This is a genomic window from Borrelia sp. MN22-0132, assembly GCF_049201035.1.
Lineage (GTDB): Bacteria > Spirochaetota > Spirochaetia > Borreliales > Borreliaceae > Borrelia > Borrelia puertoricensis.
Map to the genome: position 1 here is coordinate 299,887 of NZ_CP138334.1, position 23,501 is coordinate 323,387.

At 27.7% G+C, this 23,501-nt stretch carries 15 protein-coding genes and 1 pseudogene; 8 read left to right on the plus strand and 8 right to left on the minus strand.

Going from position 1 to position 23,501, the window contains the following annotated elements:
* Position 1: 1 nt before the first annotated feature.
* The gene (locus R5397_RS01380; RefSeq protein ID WP_421622633.1) at positions 2-2,200 is read right to left on the minus strand and encodes a methyl-accepting chemotaxis protein; all 2,199 of its coding nucleotides are present in this window, start codon (positions 2,198-2,200) and stop codon (positions 2-4) included.
* Between the two features lie 209 nt (positions 2,201-2,409).
* On the opposite strand from R5397_RS01380, the gene R5397_RS01385 reads away from it, so the two are divergent.
* The 3 genes from R5397_RS01385 to argS are packed head-to-tail and all read left to right on the plus strand — an operon-like array spanning position 2,410 to position 6,979.
* On the plus strand, positions 2,410-4,626 hold the full coding sequence (locus R5397_RS01385) for a methyl-accepting chemotaxis protein (RefSeq protein ID WP_421622634.1): 2,217 nt from the start codon (positions 2,410-2,412) through the stop codon (positions 4,624-4,626).
* Between the two features lie 15 nt (positions 4,627-4,641).
* Positions 4,642-5,235: a hypothetical protein gene (locus tag R5397_RS01390; RefSeq protein ID WP_421622635.1), complete on the plus strand. Its 594-nt coding sequence runs from the start codon at positions 4,642-4,644 to the stop codon at positions 5,233-5,235.
* Complete coding sequence (gene argS, locus R5397_RS01395) at positions 5,225-6,979, plus strand: arginine--tRNA ligase (RefSeq protein ID WP_421622636.1); 1,755 nt, start codon at positions 5,225-5,227, stop codon at positions 6,977-6,979. The genes R5397_RS01390 and argS overlap by 11 nt, the downstream gene beginning before the upstream one ends.
* 30 nt (positions 6,980-7,009) lie before the next feature.
* Here the strand turns inward: argS and R5397_RS01400 are convergent, their stop codons facing one another.
* Positions 7,010-8,941, minus strand: a complete 1,932-nt coding sequence (locus tag R5397_RS01400; RefSeq protein WP_247065728.1) for an AMP-dependent synthetase/ligase — start codon at positions 8,939-8,941, stop codon at positions 7,010-7,012.
* Between the two features lie 13 nt (positions 8,942-8,954).
* On the minus strand, positions 8,955-9,659 hold the full coding sequence (locus R5397_RS01405; RefSeq protein ID WP_421622637.1) for a CPBP family intramembrane glutamic endopeptidase: 705 nt from the start codon (positions 9,657-9,659) through the stop codon (positions 8,955-8,957).
* A 113-nt stretch (positions 9,660-9,772) separates the two neighbouring features.
* On the opposite strand from R5397_RS01405, the gene R5397_RS01410 reads away from it, so the two are divergent.
* Together R5397_RS01410 and rsmA are read left to right on the plus strand one after the other, a co-directional pair.
* Complete coding sequence (locus R5397_RS01410; RefSeq protein WP_247065726.1) at positions 9,773-11,050, plus strand: ComEC/Rec2 family competence protein; 1,278 nt, start codon at positions 9,773-9,775, stop codon at positions 11,048-11,050.
* Positions 11,051-11,077: 27 nt separating this feature from the next.
* Positions 11,078-11,929 (plus strand): 16S rRNA (adenine(1518)-N(6)/adenine(1519)-N(6))-dimethyltransferase RsmA, encoded by an 852-nt coding sequence (gene rsmA, locus R5397_RS01415; RefSeq protein ID WP_421622638.1) that lies wholly within the window; start codon positions 11,078-11,080, stop codon positions 11,927-11,929.
* Here the strand turns inward: rsmA and pta are convergent.
* Positions 11,885-12,931 carry a phosphate acetyltransferase gene (pta, locus tag R5397_RS01420; protein WP_421622639.1) on the minus strand — a complete coding sequence of 349 codons (1,047 nt, stop codon included), beginning with the start codon at positions 12,929-12,931 and terminating at the stop codon, positions 11,885-11,887. The two genes, rsmA and pta, sit on opposite strands and share 45 nt — an antisense overlap.
* Before the next feature lie 92 nt (positions 12,932-13,023).
* Here pta and metG point away from each other — a divergent pair, with 92 nt between their 5' ends.
* A complete protein-coding gene (metG, locus tag R5397_RS01425; protein ID WP_421623048.1) occupies positions 13,024-15,237 on the plus strand; it encodes a methionine--tRNA ligase in 2,214 nt (737 codons plus the stop codon).
* Between the two features lie 21 nt (positions 15,238-15,258).
* A complete protein-coding gene (locus R5397_RS01430; RefSeq protein ID WP_421622640.1) occupies positions 15,259-16,308 on the plus strand; it encodes a lipid II:glycine glycyltransferase FemX in 1,050 nt (349 codons plus the stop codon).
* Here the strand turns inward: R5397_RS01430 and murD are convergent.
* The 3 genes and pseudogenes from murD to R5397_RS01445 form a co-directional block, all read right to left on the minus strand.
* Entirely contained in the window at positions 16,305-17,660 is a 1,356-nt protein-coding gene (gene murD, locus R5397_RS01435) for a UDP-N-acetylmuramoyl-L-alanine--D-glutamate ligase (protein ID WP_421622641.1), read from the minus strand. The two genes, R5397_RS01430 and murD, sit on opposite strands and share 4 nt — an antisense overlap.
* Before the next feature lie 24 nt (positions 17,661-17,684).
* Positions 17,685-19,028, minus strand: coding sequence for an MATE family efflux transporter (locus R5397_RS01440; RefSeq protein ID WP_247065720.1), 1,344 nt, complete (start codon positions 19,026-19,028; stop codon positions 17,685-17,687).
* 180 nt (positions 19,029-19,208) lie between these two features.
* Positions 19,209-20,518, minus strand: a pseudogene (locus tag R5397_RS01445) (MATE family efflux transporter).
* 116 nt (positions 20,519-20,634) lie between these two features.
* On the opposite strand from R5397_RS01445, the gene R5397_RS01450 reads away from it, so the two are divergent.
* Complete coding sequence (locus tag R5397_RS01450; protein WP_421622642.1) at positions 20,635-21,429, plus strand: M15 family metallopeptidase; 795 nt, start codon at positions 20,635-20,637, stop codon at positions 21,427-21,429.
* A 2-nt stretch (positions 21,430-21,431) separates the two neighbouring features.
* Here R5397_RS01450 and recG read toward each other — a convergent pair whose 3' ends face one another.
* Positions 21,432-23,495 carry an ATP-dependent DNA helicase RecG gene (recG, locus tag R5397_RS01455; RefSeq protein ID WP_247065717.1) on the minus strand — a complete coding sequence of 688 codons (2,064 nt, stop codon included), beginning with the start codon at positions 23,493-23,495 and terminating at the stop codon, positions 21,432-21,434.
* Positions 23,496-23,501: the final 6 nt, after the last annotated feature.

A 23,501-nucleotide genomic window follows, 5' to 3' on the forward strand; every position in this document is an offset into this window, starting at 1 on the left:
ATTATATATCCCAAAATTCATTATTAATATTTTCAACAACATCTTTCATTTCAGCAACTTTTTCTCTACATTCATTAACCAATGATACATGTTCACGTAAAGGTTCTAATGCATCTAAACTCATCTTAGAAACCTCAAATTCACTTAAATCATTATTTAAATTATTAAACTTTCCACTAATAACAAAATAACTATTAAATATCTCCTTACACATGTTCTTAGTATCTCTAATCTTAATATCATAAGATAAATATTTATCTTTAAATTCTTCAATTTCTTTTACATGTTTAGCAAGGGTAATATTAATTCTCTCATGCTGTACAGCATTATTATGAATATTTTCCTGGATATCAATAAAATCCTTATAAATAGCATCAATCTCTGAACTTACAACTGAAATGATATTATTAACCATTTTAAGCTCATCTTTAATAGTTGTCGAATACTTTCCAGAATTAATAGCAAGTTTTCTAATTTCTTCTGCAACAACAGTAAAACTCTTACCAGCATCTCCTGCCTTGGCCGCCTCAATGGCTGCATTCATTGCAAGCATATTAGTCTGAGCTGATATCAACACTAAAAGCTTATTTGCACTCTGAAGACTATTAGTCTGAGATAAGAGCTCCGAAAAATTTTTATTAACATTCTCAAAAATAGAATTCAATTCAAAAACCTTATTTTTTACATCATCAATACTTGTAGAATTTGATGCAATAACTTTACTAAAAATCTCTAAATTTTTATCTATGCCATAAAAAGCGTTGGCATTCTCTTCAAATTGAGTAGCAATATCTAATATATTCTTATTGTGATCACTAATTGGATTAGATATTGATTCAAAATCCTTTAAAATATTCACAACTGACTTCTCAAATTTAGAAAAAGCATCCCCTATTTTATCATAAGTAGCAAGACTATTATGCACTTTATCTATATTTTCTTCAGGAATATTTATCTCAGCTAAACACTTCCTTAAGTTTTGTACATAAACCTTAATGCTATCAACAATATTAGTAGTTTTTGAAAAAAAATTATCAAATTCAGCACTAATATAAGAAAAAATAAAAGATTTATATTGAACCTCTAAAATAGGGTCAAGACTTAAAATATCCTCTCTTTCCTTTTTATACTTAAGAAGCATTCTAAAATCTCCAATAAAAGGCAAAATGAATCTATTGTAAAGATAAAATATAATGAGATAAGCAAAAAATATAAACCCTAAGAAAAATATTGCATTTGATTGAAATTTAAGAGGAAGATAATCCATATTCAAAATAATACCTTGGACCACACTTCCATCAATCTGAGCAGTACTTAAAACATAAGAAGAAGTCTTATGTTTTAAAATATCCCTAGAAATATTAGGATTGTCCTTAACATGAGATATCACCCTGCTTAACGCACTACTTGCATAATTTTCTGCAAAATTCTCAGTACTTAAATCATTAAGACTCAAAAATAAAGGATTAAAATCTCTATCAACCACAAAAAACTCATAATTTTTATTACTAAACTTAAGATAAGAATCAAATTGATTTGCAATATTAATAAATAAATTATCAAAACAGACTAAAAAACAGATTACACCCAAAATTGTAAAACTATCATTCATAACCGGAATACTTACAACAGAATAGAGTCTATTTTTTACTCTCTTATAACTTGAATAATACGCAATATGCTTCTTTGCAGGAACAAAATAAATCGGATCTTCAATAATGTTATTTATACCTAAAAACGAAAAGTTTTTATTTGAAATCAAAACATTTTGCCCAACAGGAATATAGAAAATTCCTTCTAAAGAATTCTCCTCAAGGGGTATATGCTGAAAAATTTTACTTACTTCATTAAATCCCTTGGAACTTAAAAACAGAGCAATACTTGTATCTAAATCTATGAACCGTAAATCAACACTCTCAATAAAACTATTTGAAACATTATGTAAGACACTTAAAACCCTATCATTCTCAATGAGATTTTTTAAAACACCAACAGCACCATCATATTTATTTTTTATCTGAAAAGCTACATTATTTGAAAAGAGTTTAAAATCAGACTCAACACGCTCTAAATACCCATTTTTATAGTTTAAATAAGCCTGACCTAAAAACAATAAACCAAAGCAAATAAAAACAAAAAGTATGAGATAAAGCAAAAAACTCATATTTTTTAATTTAACATTTACCAAATCCTCATTCATAAAAAAATTTCTCCAAAATTAAACCCATAAAAACAAATTTTCAAGCTGTGTTAAAATATTACAATATTAATTGTATTATATAAATAACCAACAAATATTCAATAAAATATGAATTTTTATTATTCCAATATATGGATATAATTATATAATAAAACATATATAATGCTAGTTAGTTATAATGTTTTGTAAAAAGTTTTGTGAGGATTCAAGTGAAAAGAAATCATTCTAGTTCCACTCTTTTTTATAAGTTTAATATTGTTATTGTAATTTATACAATGATTATTGCTACAACCATTTTTTTACTATTAGATCATGGATACAGGAAAATAATAACAAAAGAACTTCAAAGTTTTACAAAATTCGTCAATAATATCATGATAAAAAGCTTCTCTAGGGATACAAGAAACATGTTAATCGCTATTGATGACTTTGTTAAAAATTATAACCAGAATTTGAACACACAAAAAAGTGATCATTTAAATAATGTAATATCTATCGATCAGTTAAGCTTATTCCCATCCTATATAAAAATAATAGAATACACAAACAAAAACGGCAAAATATTGTATTCAAGTGATGAGAGAAGACTAAATACCTACATAAATTTACAAGAAATGAAAACGGATAATAATACAGATAACTACCACACACTCACACTAAACCAAGATTTAACAATAATAAATAATAAATCCTATATACCAATGCTTTACAAGATCCCCCAACAAGATCAAAACGATTTGTATAATACAAGTAATGCAAACATAAAGTCAGAAAAAAATATGAGTATAAATCATGATGGATATGTTGTTTTATATGCAGACATACTAGAACAGATAAAACAACTAAGAAAAAACATATTTATGCTTTTAGAAAGATCTTTATTAGAAAAAGGAAATCAACACAAAAGCTCCCATTACTTCAAGATATATGCTATTAACAGTCAAGGAGATATTTTTGGGGAACAAGACGAAGAAACACTTAAACCTATAAAATTATCCTTAAACAGCCTGTTTGAAAACAATCCAAAAATAACAACTCCATTACTCAATGCAATAGCTCAAAGAAAAAGTAATTATAATACTAGCTACAACAATAACATAATCTCCATAACAAGACTTACATCTTCACCTTGGTATTTAGCAATACAAATGAATTATAACAATATATTTTCAAATGAACTTAACAATATCAAATTGATGTCAATATCAATAATAATATTACTCGTAATAATATTTATATTAATCATGATAATTACAATTAAACAACTGATTATATCAAAAATAGAAAAACTTAATAAGATCATTCCAAAAGTCAAAGAAGGAGATCTCACAATCAAGATTGAATCAAAAGGAAAAGATTCAATAAGTGCCACAATAAATTATTTCGGGTATTTCATTGAAAATCTAAAGAACGTAATAAACTCATTACAAGGCAGAGTAAAACTATTAAAAGAAAACGGTGACCTACTCTTTAATGAAATAAATAAAGCTTATGATACAATAACAAACTCAAATAAGTACATAGAAAAAACACAAGGGGAAATAGAAAAACAAGTTGAGTTTATTTCAAATACAACAAATACAATTGAGAATTTATCTAAAAACATCGCATCACTTGACAATTCAATTGAAACTCAAGCTGCAAGCGTTGAAGAATCATCATCAGCTATTGAAGAGATGATAGGAAGCATACAATCAGTCACAGAAATAACACAAAAAGCTGCAAAAAGCACAGAAGAACTTAAAATATTTTCCGATGATGGTAGAAAAAAACAAGAAGAGATTATCATGCAAATTAAAGATATTTACAAAAATTCAACAAGACTACAAGAAGCTAATGCACTAATATCATCCATTGCTAGCCAAACCAATTTACTATCAATGAATGCTGCTATAGAGGCATCTCATGCGGGAGAAGCTGGAAAAGGTTTTGCAATCGTTGCAGAAGAGATTAAAGATCTTGCAGAACAAGTTACTTCACAATCAGAATCAGTTGCAGCATCAATAAATGAAATAATGGATTCAATCAATCAAACAGTAAAAACATCAGAATTAACAAATAAAGCTTTCAATCAAATATTTAACTCAATCAACCTCGTAGTTCAAGTCATAGAAGAAATCAATCATACTATGCAAGAACAATCAATTGGTAGCCAAGAAATTTTAAAAGCTTTAAACACAATGAGAGAAATAACATATGAAGTAAAAATAGGTTCAAATGAAATGTTTAGAGGAAATAAAGAAATAATTAATACAGTTTCTGTTTTAGAAGAAATTAATGTCACAGTTTCAAATTCAATGAAAGGACTAAAAGAAGAAATCAAAAAACTAATAGAAGCTGTTGAGAGCATCAAAACTTTTGGAACAACAAATTCAAATCACATTACAGAAATTAATACAGATACAAATCAATTTAAAACAAAATAGCTAAAGGTAAATCTTATGAATAATAAAACATTTTATATCACAGATAGATATCTAAAAACATCCTTAATGTTATTTCCAATTTTTGCCTATACAAAAAATTTTTTAGAAGGAACCATAATATCAATTTGGATTTCATTGTGTATTTTACTCCCAGCAATAATTATTAAACAAATAGTATTAAGAAATCAAATATTAGGAATTTACCTATCAATAATAGGAATTGCTGTCAGTTTAACTTACCTATTCATGTACTACATAACTCCTATTCTTTATGAAAATTTAAGATTTTCAATCCCTATTTTAACAGTGATAATAATCTCATTTCACAAAAATGAACCTTTTAAAAGTGTAAAAGACTCATCAAGCATATTGCAATACTCCAAATTACCGATAATAACATTCATATCACTAAGCGCAATAGTTTCATTATTTAGAGAAATACTAAATACTGGAAGCTTACAACTTTTCAATATTAAATTATCGATAATTAAAGATAGTAATATAATAAAAACACCTGTTTATAGCTCAAATATTTTTCTAGCAGCATCCTTAATCTTTCTCTTGATTAACATACTAATAAATATTAAAGGGAAAAAGAATGATCAGTAAAATAAAAAAAGATTTAGAAGATAAAATTAGCAAAACAATAAAAGAGCTTGCATTAAAACAAAACATTATATTAGACAAAATAAATATAATCATGCAAAAACCTCCAAAAAGTGAAATGGGAGATTTATCAATACTAATATTCGAATTTAGTAAAATCTTAAAACTCAGTACATCTGTGATTATTGAAGAGATAATTAAACATATTGGAAAGAAATACACAACCAAATCAATGGGAGCTTATTTAAACATAAAATTCAACAGAAAAGAATATATTAAAGATACAATCAAAAAAGTCATTAAGGAGAAAGAAAAATATGGAATAAATAATGTACTTAAAAACAAAAGAATAATAATAGAATTCTCATCACCAAATACAAACAAACCATTGCATGTAGGACATCTTAGAAATGACATTATTGGGGAAAGCTTATCAAGAATACTAAAAGCTTCTGGTGGCCAGGTAACAAAAATAAATTTGATAAATGACAGGGGAACACATATCTGCAAATCCATGCTTGCTTATAAAAAATTTGGAAATAATACAACCCCTGAACTTTCCCTAAAAAAGGGAGATCACTTAATCGGTGATTTTTATGTAAAATACAACGAATATGCTAAAAATAATAAAATGGCAGAAGACGAAATCCAACAGTTACTATGTAAGTGGGAAGAAGGGGATGAAGAGGCTATTCAACTTTGGAAAAAATTAAATAAATGGGCAATTGAAGGAATTAAAGAGACTTACAAACTTACAAACATTAAATTCGATAAAATTTATCTTGAAAGTGAAATATTTAAGATCGGACGAGAAATTATACTTCAAGGATTAAAAAAAGGTTTATGCTATAAACGAAAAGATGGGGCTATATGTATCAATGTACCCATAGAAGCAAATGAAATGACCGATCAAAAATTTAAACAAAAAGTACTCCTAAGAGCTAATGGAACATCCATTTATTTAACACAAGATCTAGGAAATATATTAACTAGAAAAAATGAATTTAATTTCGATGAAATGATTTATGTAGTTGGAAGTGAACAAATTCATCATTTTAAAACTTTATTTTACGTTGCAGATAAATTAGGCATTACAAAAGAAAATAATCTAGTGCATTTATCATACGGCATGGTAAACTTACCTACAGGTAAAATGAAATCAAGAGAAGGTCATGTAATTGATGCTGACAACCTAATTCATGATCTAAGCGAATCAACTATGATAGAGATAAAAAAGAGACATTCAAATGTGAAGGATTCCAAAAAAATTGCATTAAATATATCACTAGGAGCTATTCACTATTATCTACTCAAAACGGCAATACACAAAGATATATTATTTAATAAAGAAGAAAGCTTATCATTTACTGGAAACTCAGGTCCATACATTCAATATGTAGGTGCAAGAATTAACAGCATACTTGAAAAGTATGATGAATTAAATTTATCCAGTAAAAATATTAATTTCGACCTCTTAATCAATGAAAACGAATGGGCAATAATCAAAATTATATCTGAATTTGAAGAATATATAATTAAGGCTGCAAAAGATCGTAATCCTTCAATAATAGCCAACTATTCTTACTTACTTGCAAAAAGCTTCAGTGCATATTATCAAGACACAAAAATAATAGATAAAGATAACCCTGAACTTACACATTCAAGAACTAATTTATCAAAAGCAGTTCTACAGACAATAAAAAATTGTATGCATTTACTTAATATTCCCTACATGAAAAAGATGTGAACTTTTCAAAGTTACATTTCAAGCCTATAATCATAATAATTCACAGTCATCCTTATTAAATATCGACATTATCTTCTTATTATATTTTTCAAAAATATAATACCTTTTAAGCTTAAGAGTATTAGTAAGTTCTTCGCCCACAACAAAACTATCTTTTAATAAAACAAATCCAACAATCCTCTCAAAGCTCTTAAATCCAGACTTAAGATTAACTATATCTGAAATGCATTTAGAATAAAGTTTGTTAACAGATTCATTAGATAATAAATCATCATGAGAAGCAAATATTATTTCATTAGAACCAGCCCATTTCTCAAGAACTTCAAAATTAGGTACGATAATAGCTCCTAAAAACTTTTGATCTTGACCGACAACTACAACATTTTCAATAAATAAAGACTTTGATAAAGCTCTCTCGATAGGTTCAGGCTCAATGTTTTCTCCACCCCGTAACACAATCGTATCTTTACTTCTTCCAACAATTGAAATCTCATTATTAATTGTTGCACACACTAAATCACCTGTCTTAAACCAACCATCTCTTGTCAAAACTTCCCTTGTTGTAGTGTCATCTTTAAAATAACCACTCATAACTTGAGGGGATCTGACCCAAAGCTCACCCTTTTCACCAGGAGATAAAGAATTACCATCATTACCGACTACTCTATATTCAATATCTGGAAACAAAGGCCCAACAGTGTTTGCAACAGGACTTTTAAGACGTCTCACACTTAAAACAGGTCCCGTTTCTGTAAGACCATAACCTTCAAGCACTAAAATACCTACAGCTTTGAAGAAATAATCAACATAATTTACCAACGCTCCTCCACCAGAAACACCAAACTCAAATCTTTTTCCAAGTGCTTTCTTTATTTTTCTAAAAACTAAAACATGTCCTAAAAATTTAAAAGGCAAAATCAAAATTAATCCAGCAAGACAAGCAACCTTTATAAAAATTAAAACTAAAAAATTGGGCTTCTTGTAAACAGGAACAAGTCCCAAAAATTTTTCCTTAAGCTTTATATAAAGAATTCCTATCTTTAGGAAAAGATTAAATAAAAATCTCTTTAAAAAAGACTCCGATACCCTTTTCATAATGCCAATCCTTATTCCTTCCCAAATTCTTGGAACAGAAATAATTGCATGAGGATTTAAAGCTGCAAAATCTTTAAGTAAAATGGGCCCAATAGGCTTTGAATAAGCAATTGCCATACCATTAAGAGCAACTATATATTCACAAGTTCTCTCAAATGAATGCCACAGAGGAAGAATAGATATCATTATTTTCCCTGGTTCAATTGTCGGTAAATAATCACCAACCCTATCTACTTGAAAAATAAAAGATTCATGACGAAGTACAACACCTTTTGGTAATCCTGTTGTTCCTGAAGTGTATATTATAGTAGCAATATCCTTTCCAGAAACTTTTTCAAGTTCAGAATCAAACATCTTAGGATTATCTTTTAAATAATCATACCCCAAACTCAATAATTTTTTATAAGAGATTATTGTAATATTTCCCAATTTATCCTCATAAAGTTTATCATCATCAATAACAACAACATGTTTAACAAATTTAAGCTCATGTTTTTTAGAAATGATTTTTTGAAGCTGTTTAGCATTCTCCACAAAGACAAAAATAGACTCAGAATGATTAATAATATAAACCAACTCATCTTCAGACGAATCATTACCCCTTGGAACATCAATACATCCTAAACTCATAACAGCAATATCAATAATTATCCACTCTTTTCTTGAATCAGAAATAAGAGCGACCCTATCACCTTTCTTAATTCCATAATGCAAAAGACCAGAACCAACACTCTTAACTTCATTCCAAAAATCAGAATATATCTGTCTCTTAAAATCTTTAGACTCATTTTCTTTATAAATAAAAATATCAAGATCACCATAAAGTCCCACAACTTCACTGAAACGCCTAGGTATAGTATCCAGCATAGATCCTCCTTAACTAATTTAACAAAAAGAGCAAAACACTAACAAAGATATTATAAAAACTATGAACAAAAATCGAATAATATATATTTTTATGTATTAAATATATATAAGACAAAACGCCCCCAAAAATTAATGCTAATAAAGATCCAATAAATCCATAATAAAAATGTCCATAAGCAAAGATAAAACTACTAAGAAAGGCTGCAATCAATGAAGTAATCCCTATCTGTTTAAGTTTGGTAATAATAAAAGCCCTGTAAAACAATTCTTCAACTCCTCCTATAAAAAGAGAAGTAATAACCATTAAATAAAGCGATTGCTTACTGCCTATATTCCACATAAAACCAGAGTTACCTAGTTCAATCCACTCTCGAACTGATTCTGGAAGACAATACAAAATAAAACAAAAAATAATCAATAGCAAAAAAATACAAATAAGCAACTTAACAAAAATTAAAAATGCTTGCCAAATAAAAATAGGATTAAATTCAGGAATAAAAAACTCATCTCTAAAATTATAAGAACTTGTTAATTTAGAAAAATACACAACAAAAAAAATTAAAAAAGTACTATACAACCAATAATAATAATGGTTTTTATCAAAACTCCAAAGATCAACATCAACACTGTCAAAAGGAGAAATACGGGTAACTATAAAATAGGATAATAGAATCTCCAAAAAAACATACTTTAAAGGGTATTTATTTGATAATGTCATAATAAATTATAGATATATAAATATAAAATTGTCAAATTTTGTGATAATTAATCTAAAACTGATTTGATAAATTTTGATATGCTTAAAATATACTTCTTAAAAAGAGATTTTCAGTGATTCTATTGTTTATAATAAGTGCATTAAATTTATTAACAAGATATTACTTAAGACTAAACCCAATATATTTAAATTTAATCTTAATATCAATTTTTTTAATAAAAAGAAATGCTCATTTGTCACTCACATTTATGATTAGTACAAGTTTTTTAGTCATTTTTGAAATTAGCCTAAATTTTAAAAGACTTGAGGATAATTTTTATCAAATAACAAATATTACCTATTTTGCAAAATATTCAAATACAAGGATTGAATCAATAGATGGATTTGGTAAAAAATATAAATTTATATTCAAAAATATTGAAAATAAATATAAAATCGGAGATATTGTCAAAATTCAAAATAATAAAATGCAACTTATCAAAAGACCCTTGCTAGTAAATATCAGAGAAAAATATAATAAACTAATAAATCGGTTTTTAAACTCAATTAGTACCAAATATTCTCACTTTTCAAAAGCGATTTTAACAAACAATAAATCAGATATAACAAAATATGAGAATAATTTATTTCAAAAAGCAGGTATATCACATATATTAGTGGTATCTGGCCTACATTTCTACCTAATTTATATTATTTTCTATTATCTACTCCTTATAATCAAAAATGAAAAACTAAAATATTTAATTCTAAGCACAATACTACTCAATTATCTAATCTTAACAGGATTTTCACCATCTACTCTAAGGGCATTCATCATGATAAAAACGCTTATAATTTACAAATCAACATATGGAAAAATCAATTTGCTTAGTACATTAGCAATTAGCTTTATAATAAATGCCATAATTTTACCATACACACTAAATTCAATAGGATTCAAGTTATCCTATCTTGCAGTACTTGGAATATCAATTTCCCTTGCTCTTAATCAAAGATATAATTTAAATAAACTCATATATCCAATTTTTACAACCCTTCTGATTCAAATTTCAACAGCTCCCATTTTTTATGTTAATGATCTCAACCTTCAACCAATCTCAATACTATCAAACCTAATAGTTACTCCCCTAATGCTAGTATTTTTAATAATAACAATATTAAGCTTAGGAAGCTACATAGTCAACGCACACTTATTTTTATTACTTGATCTAATGAACACTTATATCTTTAAGGCAATAAAAGAAACAGCCATTATCTTTAGCAAATTTCCAGTAATTCAAAATTATAACGTAAAAATATTTCTAGTCTTAAGTATTTTAACGATACTTTATATAATCTATAAATTAGAACAAGAAAAGAGATATCTCAACAAGAACATAAAACACCAATGATAATAATATGCTATATTTTTACTATCTATGAACATAAATTATAACAGCATAAACAGCATAAAACGTGCACTTGCAAGCAAAAATATAGCTCCACGAAAAATATGGGGACAGAATTATTTAATTAATGAGCATATAAGAGAAAAAATAATAGATACACTTGAAATTAAAGAAAATGAAAAAATTTGGGAAATAGGTCCAGGTCTTGGAGCAATGACAATTATTTTGCTGAAGAAAACAAATTTTCTGACAGTTTTTGAAATTGATCCTAAGTACTCAGAAATTTTAAATGAACAATTTGGACAACTTAAAAATTTCAAGCTAATAGAAGGTGATTTTTTAAAGACATATAAACAAGAAAAACAAAATATTAACAAAATATTTTCAAATTTACCTTATAACATTGCATCAAAAGTAATATCAATGATTATTGAAGATGGAATCTTAACGCACATGGTATTTACAGTACAAAAAGAACTGGCAGACAGAATGCTTGCAAAAGAAGGAAATAAAAATTACTCATCATTTACAGTACTAGTTCAATCACATTTTAATGTAATTAAAATAATGGATATTGATAAAAAAAATTTTTATCCAATTCCTAAAGTAAAATCAACAACTCTTAAACTCATTCCCTGCAAAAGAGTAATTAAAGACTTTAAAGCATTCAACAAGTTAGTCAGAACAGTATTTATAAATCGCAGAAAAAAATTAAAAAATACAATCATTAACTTTACCAAAGATGAGAGCATCCTTGAAAAAAACTTCTTAAAAAAATTTTTAGACAAAAGACCTGAAGAGATTTCTGTCAAAGAATTCATTACAATCTCAAACAAACTAACTACCAATCATCAAGGCACTCGTCAATACGATATCATCTAGAGAACATCCCCTTGAGAGATCACTAACAGGGTTTTTAAGTCCTTGCAAGAAAGGTCCATAAGCATTAGCAAAAGCCAATCTTTCAACAAGCTTATATCCAATATTACCAGACTCCAAACTAGGGAAAATAAGCACATTTGCAGCACCAGCAACCAAGGAACCACTGCACTTTTTCTCTGCAACACCTTTAACCAAAGCTGCATCAATCTGAAGTTCCCCATCAATAAGTAAGTCTGAGCATTTGCTTTTAACAAGCTCTAAAGCACATTTCACCTTCTCAACTTCCAAGGAATTAGCAGACCCCTTTGTAGAAAAGCTTAGAAGGGCTACCTTAGGCTCTGCATTAAAAATATTCTTAAATGAATTTGCACTCTGTATTGCAATTTCTGCAAGCTGAAGAGCATCAGGATTGATTATTACAGCACAATCAGCAAACATTAAAATTCCCTCATACCCAAAACAAGTCTCAAACCGACCAAGATCATTGCCAGTATCCATAATCATAAAAGAAGATATAAAATTAGTCTCTTCAAGTTTAGGAAGTATTTTAAACACACTTCTTAAAACTTTAGATGAAGACACTAAAGCACCACAAACACAAGTTTTAACTTCACCAAGTCTCACCATCATCATAGAAAAAGCAATTTCATCTAAAAGTTCTTCTTTAGCTTGTTTCAAAGTTAATTCCCTATTATGTTGTAAACTAAAATATTCATCTAAATATCTATTAAAATCTTTAAAAGAATTGGGATCTACAACTCTTACCATTTCTAAGATATCATTTCTAGAACCTGAAAGTTCTTTTAATCTCCTAAAAACATCATCTCTACGCCCAATAAGTACCACAAATCCTGCAAGTTTTTTCTTTAAAAGATCAATAGTTGTTTCTAAAATCCTAACATCAGTACTTTCAGGAAAAACTATACTGGCCTTATCTCCCTTTTCACTCACAATTTTTTTTGCTCTATCACATACATAATTTCTAAAATTAAAAGAACCCATATATCCTCCATATCACATTTATCATTAATAAAAGCATAAATTATTTAATAAACAAAATGAACAAAATAACCCATATTAGTATTAAAATATGAATATATACAACAAAAAAGGAAAAAATAAATCAAGTGAAGAAAAGAAACTTAATTACAGCTGCATTGCCATATGTTAACAACATACCTCACCTTGGTAACCTAGTACAAGTATTATCAGCAGATGCTTTTGCACGATATTCAAGAATGATGGATATAGATACGCTTTATGTCTGTGGAACAGATGAATACGGTACAGCCACAGAAACTAAAGCTTTAATTGAAAAAACTACCCCTGAAGAACTCTGCAACAGATATTATGAAATACACAAATCAATTTATGAATGGTTTAATATTAAATTTGACATTTTTGGACGCACAACCAACAAATACCACAAAGAAACTGTACAAGATTTATTCTTAAAACTAGAAAGAAATGGCTATATCACAGATAAAGAAAGTGAACAATTTTTTTGCCAACAAGATCAAATGTTTTTAGCCGACAGATATGTAACAGGAGAATGCCCAAAGTGTGGAAATAATGCAAAAGGAGATCAGTGTGAAAATTGTTCTAAATTATTAGCTCCAACCGACTTAATAAACCCAAAATGTATAATTTGCAAAAATATTCCCATTATAAAGACAACTAAACATCTCTACATTGACTTACCAAAGATAAAAAATGAACTTACACATTGGATGCAAACAACCGAACACAATACAAACTGGCATACCAATGCAATTAAAACAACAAATGCATTCTTAAGAGATGGTCTTAAAGAAAGAGCAATAACAAGAGATTTAAAATGGGGCATACCAGTACCCAAAAAAGAATATGAAAATAAAGTATTTTATGTGTGGTTTGACGCACCAATCGGATATATATCAATTACAAAAGAAAATTCAAAAGACTGGGAATCTTGGTGGAAAAATAACGAAGAAACTAATTTAGTACAATTTATTGGAAAAGACAATATCCTATTTCACACAGTAATATTTCCTGCCATCAAGCTTGGAAGCAAAGAAAACTGGACAATGTTAGGCAAACTAGCCTCAAGCGAATATTTAAACTATGAACACTTAAAATTTTCAAAATCTGCAGGAATTGGAATATTTGGAAACGATGTCATTACCACTGGCATATCTGCTGACATTTGGCGATTTTACATATATTACAACAGACCTGAAAAATCTGATTTTCAATTTATGTGGGACGACTTTATGGAAAGAGTAAACAGTGAACTTATTGGAAATTTCTCAAACCTTGTTAACCGAGTATTAACATTTTATAAAAAATTTTTTGGAGACAAAATAGACACAATAAAGATAAAAGAAGATTTCTGGAAAGAAATCAATCTTAAATATGATAAAACTTTAAATTTATTCAAACAAATAGAACTAAAATCAGCTCTAAAAGAGATTCTTGATATATCAAGAATAGGTAATAAAATATTTCAAGATAAAGAACCGTGGAAAACAAAGGACAGTACACCTAAAAAAACAAAAGAGCTATTATTAAACCTAATATATTTAATAAGGGATCTATCCATCTTAATCTCACCATTTATACCACACACAAGTGACAAAATAAGAAGATTCTTTGGAGAAAGTTATGAAATTTCCAACAAATTTTTAGGAACAAATTTAGGTCTAAATACAATTCAGTTTACAGAAGTATTATTTACAAAGCTAGAAAAGGAATTAATTGATAGTTTAAAATTAAAATATTCAGGGGGCAAAAATATGCAAGATGAACAAACAGAAAATCCAATAAATTTATTTAGCGAAAAAGTATGCTTGAAAGTTGTACAAATAAAAACAATAGAGAGAAATCCAGATGCAGAAAAGCTATTCATTTTAAAGCTTGATGACGGGACTCCTGACGGAAAACAAATTGTAAGCAGTTTGGCAGATTATTACAAAGAAGAAGAACTAATTGAAAAACACATAATAATAGTTGACAATTTAAAACCTGCCAAATTTAGAGGGATCAAATCTGAAGGAATGTTAATTGCAACTGAAGATGGAAATAAAAATTTTAAAGTAATAATTGTAGAAGATTTTAAAGATAATCCCATCCCTGGAGAGCGAATAATACTTGAGAGTGATAGTGATAAGAAATTAAAATTACCATCAAAGATCAGCATAGATAAATTTCTTAAAACTCAAATTGTAGCAGAAAATGGGGAACTTAAAGTAAACGGTACTAACCTTATACTAGAACATTCCAAAGAAAAAATACTATCTAGGGAAATTCCAAATGGAAAAGTATATTAAGTCTCAAATCAAGAAAAACCAATGAATATTAAAAAAATCGAAATAGAAAACTTAAATGAAAATTACCTTCAAAGCAAACTATGGACAACTGTAAAAAAAGTTTCAAGCAATAAAAGTCCATGGAAAGCCATAGCATTTAGTAATAATCATTTCAACAAAATTCTTGTGATGCAAAGAAAGATCTTTGGAAAATTTTACTTAAGCTACATCGCTCATCCAGAATTTTCAAATAAGAAAATCGAAGAAATTAATGTAGACGAGATCGATACTCAAATCAAAAATTTTAGTGAAAAAATAAGGCAATATTTACATAAGAATACCATATTCGTACGATATGATTTAATGTTTTATACTTCAAGAGGCTTAAAAGAAGATTATATACCACTAAAACTTAAATTTAAAAACCTACAAAAATCATTCGATGACATACAACCAGCAAATACAACAATACTAAATTTGAATGACTCATTAGATGCCATTAAAGCTAAAATGAAAAAGAAAACCAGATATAACATAAATCTTAGTAGCAAAAAAAACATAAAAGTTATAATAGATGATGACTTTAAATATTTTGATGAATTTTACGCACTTCATAAAGAGACAGCCCAAAGGGACAAATTTGCCACTCACTCAAAAGACTATATAAGAAATCTAATACAAGCTTTCAGAGAAGATAAAAATTCCAAAATCAAACTAATAATTGCACTATATAATGAACAACTAATATCTGGTATCATTGTTGGTATATATAAAGATAAGGCCACATATCTTTATGGTGCTTCAAGCAGAGAAAATAGACATCTAATGCCAAATTATGCAGTGCAATTTAAGACAATACAAATACTACAAAGTCTTTCAATAAAAGAATACGATCTTTTAGGAATTCCTCCAAAATCTGATACAAAACACCCTCTATTTGGTCTCTTTCAATTCAAAACTGGATTTGGAGGAAAAATTATCCACAGAATTGGATGTTATGACTTTGTGTACAAAAAATTTTTATATAAAGTTTACAGCATTCTTGAAATACTAAGATACATTTACTATAAAATTATTAAAAAAAGATTTTAAGCCATAACATTCACTAAATTTTTAAATTGAAGTCCTCTATCAAATTCATTCTTAAAAAGTCCAAAAGAAGCACTGGCTGGAGAAAATAAAACTATATCATTATGAATAGAAATTTTTTTAGCATAACAAACACACTCTTCTAAAGAAGGAAAGATAAAATAATTAATATTATTATCTTCTAAAAATTTAATAATTTTTAAAGTAGCACTTCCTCTTAACAAAATCCAAGTTTTAACCATTCTTAAAATCTCACCAAAAATTGCAAAATTAAGCTCTTTATCAGTTCCACCAGTAATAAGATTAATCAATCCTCCGTAAGCTCTTAAACTTTTAACAGACAAAACTGTAGAATCAGGAATTGTTGACGCCGTATCATTATAGTATTTAACACCTTCAAATTCTCTTACAAATTCTAATCTATGCTCAATGCCATCAAAATCAGTCACAATCTTAGATGCAACACTCAAATCCAAGCCTAAATAACTTGCAATAAAAACAGTAATCATTTTAGAGATCAATAACACAATCCTTGACTCACTAAGAGTACCAACTACTTTGTTATTTAAATAAATTTTGCCCTTTTTAAAATAAAAAATATCATTTTCAAAATTTAAAGGCACAGTTTCTGCAAATAAAATGATCTTAATCTTAGATTTAAATCTAGAAAAATAATTATAATAAGCTTGATCTTGAGAGATCAAAATTCCCGAATTTTGATTTATAAAAATTCTTGACTTATCTTCTATATAGCTATCAAAATTTGAATAATAATTTTGATGATCAGAGTAAATATTTGTAATAATGCTAATTATAGGACATAAATTCCTAAGATCATGCAATTGCCAAGAAGAAAGCTCTAAAATAATAGGCGATACTCCATCAAGATCATCTAAAAAGCTTAAAGGAGATACCCCAATATTACCCCCAAGCTTAGAATTTGGATACTTAATAACTAAAACCTTATGCAAAAGAGATGCAAGTGTCGATTTTCCCTTAGTCCCTGTAATAGCAATTATTGGATTTTGATTAAACATTAAAAATAAACTAATATCAGTCTCAACCCTTTTTGCAAGTTTTAAATATTCATTATCAAAACTTACACCAGGATTTTTAATAACAATATCTGCTCTCTTAAAATCATCCTCATCATGATATCCTAAAACATATCGAATTTTATCTCTGAACTGTTTCAAGGCCTCAATGCTTGAGATTAACTCTAACTCATTCTTTAAATCAGTAATTACCAAATTACCACCATGTTTTAACAAAAATTTTGCAACAGCCAGACCTCCTCCATGAAGCCCTAAGCCCATAATCAAAAAATTTTTACCTCTTATCTCATCTAAATACACAGCACAAGTATTATAACAAAATAATTAACCTGTTTTAATAGATTTAATCCACTTCATACTATAAAAATAAGGCAGAGAAATACCAAACTTAATTACATCTTCAAGGGTTGGAATAAAAACAATAAGTTCAAATGGAGTTTGAGTATAATTTGCCAAAAAATATGCAACAGGAATTGTATAAATGAAAGTCACAGAACATTCCATAATAGCCCCAAACTTTGGAGCTGCACCTGCTCGGAAAAACCCAAATAAATATTGAAACGCAAGGGAAGTAAAAAAAGCTGAAATAGCATAATATCTTAGCATAACTCCCATAAGATCTGCATGCTCTAATTTATAAAAAATATGGGACACTATAAATGATAAAGCAAATATTATAAGAGAAGTCAAAAAAGCCAAAACAAAACCTATTTTACCCAGATATACTGCAACAGACATTATTTCCCTTTTATTATTATTCATCTCATGCCCCATCACAATATTAACAGCAAAGCAAAAAGCATAAGTTATATTAAGACCGATAAAATAAGTAGAAAAAGTTATACTATAAGCTGCATATTTAACCGTATCAATTCTTGAAAAGATTGCAATTAAACCAAAATATCCCAAATACCAAATAAAATCATTTAAGAAAATTGGAACAAAAACCTTAATTAGCTCAGAAAATATCACAGGATTGATTTTTAGATTTTTAATCTTAAGGTAAAAATGTGAATTTATATTGAAAACAGTATAAAGGAGATAAAAAACAAGCTCAATTAATCTAACCAATGTAGTTGCAATAGCAGCACCAATTACCCCCATACTAAATACAAAAATAAATAAATAGTTAAAAACCACATTTAAAATAACTGAAATAATAGAAGTAGCAATTTGAATCTTGGTTATTTTAACAACTTTCAGTGAATTAGCAATAATTCCCTTAACAACTGCAAATATAAAAGAATAAACAGCAATATTAAGATAAGATACTCCATAAGAGATAGCTACTGGGTCATCAGATAACAACCCAAGAACAAAATATGAATAAAATAATGAAATTACTATAAATAAAAAGGAAAAAAATAAAAGAATTAAAATGCTGATAAAAAACGTATTTTTAAAATTATCAATATCACCTTGGGCATACTGCCTTGTTGCCAATATATTATAAGCTCCCATTACGGTAAAGGCAATAGTACTAAAGAGTTCAAATAATTTATTTGCAAGAGAAACTCCAACAACAGGATAATCACCAAGGTAAGACACCATAATATTATCTGTCAATGCAACAACATTAAATAAAAAGAATTCAATGGCTGTTGGAACCGCAATATTTAAAATATCTTGATACACACTGCTTTTCTTGGATTTGCTTAATGAATACATAACCTCCTCCTAAACATAAAAACAGCAAGTTTTCAAATTATCAAAAAAAACAGACAAATTCAACTTAAACAAATACACTATAAAAAAGTAGCGGGAATTCCTTTATTAAATAAAATCAAAATGAACTTTAAATGCATGCTCATACAATATCCTAATTGTCATTATAATATATTTTAAAAATTAAGTCAGTTCCCCATAATAAATGTCCTTTATCCAATTATTTTTAAAAAACTCTATTAAAATAAATATATTTTTAAAGATCTCTTCAAGATTGACAATAAAAACTATTAATGGAAATATAAAATTTGTAAAGAAAACTAAAAAATAAGCAACTGGAAATATATAAAAAACAATAATTCCCACCTCAATAAAAAAACAAATATTAAGAATTCCACTGGCTTTAAAAACATCAACAAGTGTCTGAGCTGTAAAATCCTTAAAAAACAATAATACTTGCAAAAATAGAGATAAAAATGCTAACAAATTCAGAAGAATCCAAATTACTAAAAATAATAGGAACAATTTTAGATGTTAAGCAAAGAATAAAGGTCACAAAAAATCTCAAAATAACTCCAACAACTGCCAAAAATATTCCCAATGCTCTAAACCCGTTCCTTATCTTACAATCAAATACCCAATAATAACCCCAGTTACAACTCCCATCCCATGCATCACAACAAAGTATAAATCTAAATATTAAACGCTTACTGTAAAAGATATATATTCACTACTTCCAAGCCGAACATAAAAAGCATGCAAAATAGTTATGCTTAAAACCCAACAGATTTCATGTAAAAAAACTGGAATCAATATCTTTAAATAAGCCACTTTAAAACTCTTTGACACAAAGGAATCACTTACTTTAAGATCTTAATAAGATTTTACATTCAAAAGATTATAAAAAAATAAAAGACAAATTCACTAATCCTAGCAAGCAAAGTAGTACAAACAGCCCCTCTTATTCCCATATTAAACCCAAAAATTAAGATATAATTTAAATAATATTCATTAATACAAGAAATATAACAACAACTAAAGGTAGTTTTATATCCTTAACACTCTTAAAACCCATGGTAGATAAAAAAATAAGACATAAAAATGCAAAAAACAGAAACAATTTTTAAATAATCCATTCCAAAATTTAAAGACTCGTTTTCTTCTATGAATAGTTTAATAAGCTCCTTTGAAAAAACAAAGGACATACAAAAAATAATCTCAATAGTAACTCCAATTATTAAAGCATAAGCAATGCCTGTTAACATGTGTAAATTTTCCATTAGAAAATGCTTGAGAAGCATAAGCACTAAGCGTAGTACCCAATGCAAATATAACAATAAAATAAAGAAAAGTTATCCTATTAGCAAGAAAAGTCCCTGTAACTTGCACAGATCCTAAATAAGCAATCATATAATTATCAAAAAATGTTCCAATTGAAATAAAAAAGACTAAAAAACTCTAGAAATAGCCAATTCCAATAATTTTCCTAATATTTAACGATAATTGTTAAACTTTATCAGCATATCTTATCTAGATTATCACTCTTATAAATAAAAATTATTCACACAATAAAAACAAATTATTATATATATAATATAATTACATTTTTATGAGAGCATTAAATATATTTTCAATAATACTATTAGTTAATAACTTAACTTTACAAACAAACACAATATCAAGAGAAGACCTAAAAAGGTTATTTAAAACTATAAAAATTTTAGATAAGTCTTATCAAAAACAAATAAAAGAAAAACCTATTCAATTTATAAAAGAACTCAAACCACTACTTGAAGCTGAAAAGAATGACCTCTTAATATTTGTAAACAAAAAAATTCCAATTCCTAAGGGATACAACCCAACTGATTTAGTTTATTTGAAAGATTTCAAAGAATTAAAAAATATTGGAAAAAAAAGCTTAAAGTTAAGAAAAATATTAATAAACGACTTAACTAATCTTATAAAGGCAGGAAGAGAAAATGGCTTACAAATAAAAATAGTGTCAGCATACAGAACAAGAGAATATCAAAAATTTTTATTTGAACATAATGTAAAAACTTACGGACTTAAGCTAGCAAAAATCCAATCAGCAATTCCTGATCACTCACAACACCAACTAGGAACAACCATAGATTTCATCCAAATAGATGATAATTTACTAAATACAAAATCGGGTAAATGGCTTTATGAGAATTCACTCAAGCATGGATTCTCATTATCGTATCCAAAGGATCATGAAATAGAAACTGGTTATAAATCAGAGCCTTGGCATTACATGTATATTGGTAAACAAGCATGCATTTTGCAAAAAAAATACTTCAACAATTTACAGTATAAACTTCTCAAGTTTTGGAATGAACATAAAAAAGAAATTTCAAATTTAATTCAAAAATATACAAACTAATATTAATTATCTCTATTAACAAATCTTAAATATGAGACTAAAAGACTATCTAGTAATTCAATATCTGCTTTATCATAAAAAGCCTTATTTAAAAAAAACATATTAAGTTCTTCTCTAATCAAACTTATAATTTCTTTATCTTCAACAAAATCAGCTATCTTAAGTTTCAAATAACCAGTTTGCTCAAGACCAAATAAATTTCCAGGACCTCTTAATTTAAGATCTTCTTCTGCTATTTTAAAACCATCTATATTCTCCTTTATAGTTTTAAGTCTAAATCTTCCCGCTTCTGTTAAAGGTTCCTTATAAAGTAAAAACAAAAAAGACTTTAAGCTACCCCTACCAACACGCCCTCTAATCTGATGCAAAGCAGAAAGTCCAAAACGCTCAGCATGCTCTACTACGATGCAAGTTGCATTTAAACAATCAATACCAACTTCAATAACACTTGTTGAAACTAAAATATCTATTTTTTTCAAATAAAAATCACGCATAATTTCTTCTTTAACATGAGATTCAAGCTTAGAATGAACCATTGCAACAGAATATTCAACAAAAATATTCTTAAGATTTAAACACATACTAGTAACATCTTTTAAATTAAACTTCTCTGAAGATGTTATTAGAGGATAAACAAAATAGACCTGATGTCCTTTTCCAAGCTCATTTTTTAAAAATTCATATACCTTATTCTCATTGCCATGTTTTGCTAAATAAGTAGTAACAGGTCTTCGGCCTGCAGGACCTCTCTTAATTAAAGATACCTCAAGATCACCAAAGAGAGTCAAAGCTAAGCTTCTAGGAATAGGAGTTGCTGACATTAAAAGCATATCAACTTCTTTTCCCTTATTTTTAAGCCTCTCTCTCTGCTCAACACCAAATTTATGCTGTTCATCAATAATAACATAAGCTAATTTTTTAAATTTTGTTCTTTGAGAAAAGATAGCATGAGTCCCAATTACTAAACTACACGTGCCACTTTGAATTTTTTCTAAAACATCATTTCTATCTTTCGTTTTCAAACTACCAGTCAAAAGAGCTATTGAAATATTAAAATCTTTTAACATATTTGATAGATTATTATAATGTTGACGTGCCAAAAGATCAGTAGGTACCATCAATGCAACTTGATATCCAGCTTCAATTAAAGGAATACTAGAGAGAAACGCAACAAGAGTCTTGCCACTTCCAACATCACCTTGCAATAATCTATTCATTGGCTTATTACTTTTAAGATCATCAATTATTTCATTAATTACAACTTCCTGATCTTTTGTAAGCCTAAATGGCAATTTTAAAACAACTTGATCAAGCAAATTCATAGGTAGATGCTTTTCTTCTCTTAAAAAAACCAAAGAATTTTTCCCTCTTGAAAAAAACTGAAGCAAAAAAATTTCTCTATAAATCAAAGTCTTTTTTGCTCTTTCAAGCATTTCAAGAGAAGTTGGAAAATGAATTTCATTTAAAGCTTCATGAATGGACAATAATGAATACTTATTTATCAAAAAACCAGGGATGTCTGAATTCCCAAACTTTAAAAAATAAATAAGAGCTTCTCTTACATAAGACGACATCTTTTTAGAAGTCAGTCCTTCACCAAGAGAATAAACTGGCATAATTTTTTTAAATCTTTCAGGATTATAACTAAACACTTCACTATCAAAATTAGAACAAGTCCACATTTGAGTATAATCATTGTAATTAAATTTAGAATAAATATAGAATTTTTGACCTACCTTAAAAACCCCTTCTAAAAATCCCCGATTAAAAAGAAGAATTTCAAATATTTCATTATTTTCACTCTGAGCTATAATTTTTAAATTTTTCTTAGAATTACTCCCAAAATTTCTACGTTCCAAAACAACAAAAACTGTCATGAGTTCACAATTTCTCACATCCAGTGGATCTGGAAAAGTTTTTATATTTTGACGATCTTCATATTTTTTAGGAAAATATTCTATAAGTTCTTTGATATTTGTAATGTTAAGATTATGTAATCTATCAATTCCCTTATTACCAAGACCACTTATACCCTGTAAATCATATTGAAATTCATGTAAAAACATGAACAA

What these genes read in the sequence shown, in the direction of transcription:
- R5397_RS01380 (WP_421622633.1), bottom strand. Translation starts at nt 2,200, where the DNA reads ATGAATGAGGATTTGGTAAATGTTAAATTAAAAAATATGAGTTTTTTG.
- R5397_RS01390 (WP_421622635.1), top strand. Translation starts at nt 4,642, where the DNA reads ATGAATAATAAAACATTTTATATCACAGATAGATATCTAAAAACATCC.
- argS (WP_421622636.1), top strand. Translation starts at nt 5,225, where the DNA reads ATGATCAGTAAAATAAAAAAAGATTTAGAAGATAAAATTAGCAAAACA.
- R5397_RS01400 (WP_247065728.1), bottom strand. Translation starts at nt 8,941, where the DNA reads ATGCTGGATACTATACCTAGGCGTTTCAGTGAAGTTGTGGGACTTTAT.
- R5397_RS01405 (WP_421622637.1), bottom strand. Translation starts at nt 9,659, where the DNA reads ATGACATTATCAAATAAATACCCTTTAAAGTATGTTTTTTTGGAGATT.
- rsmA (WP_421622638.1), top strand. Translation starts at nt 11,078, where the DNA reads ATGAACATAAATTATAACAGCATAAACAGCATAAAACGTGCACTTGCA.
- pta (WP_421622639.1), bottom strand. Translation starts at nt 12,931, where the DNA reads ATGGGTTCTTTTAATTTTAGAAATTATGTATGTGATAGAGCAAAAAAA.
- R5397_RS01430 (WP_421622640.1), top strand. Translation starts at nt 15,259, where the DNA reads ATGAATATTAAAAAAATCGAAATAGAAAACTTAAATGAAAATTACCTT.
- R5397_RS01440 (WP_247065720.1), bottom strand. Translation starts at nt 19,028, where the DNA reads ATGTATTCATTAAGCAAATCCAAGAAAAGCAGTGTGTATCAAGATATT.
- R5397_RS01450 (WP_421622642.1), top strand. Translation starts at nt 20,635, where the DNA reads ATGAGAGCATTAAATATATTTTCAATAATACTATTAGTTAATAACTTA.
- recG (WP_247065717.1), bottom strand. Translation starts at nt 23,495, where the DNA reads ATGTTTTTACATGAATTTCAATATGATTTACAGGGTATAAGTGGTCTT.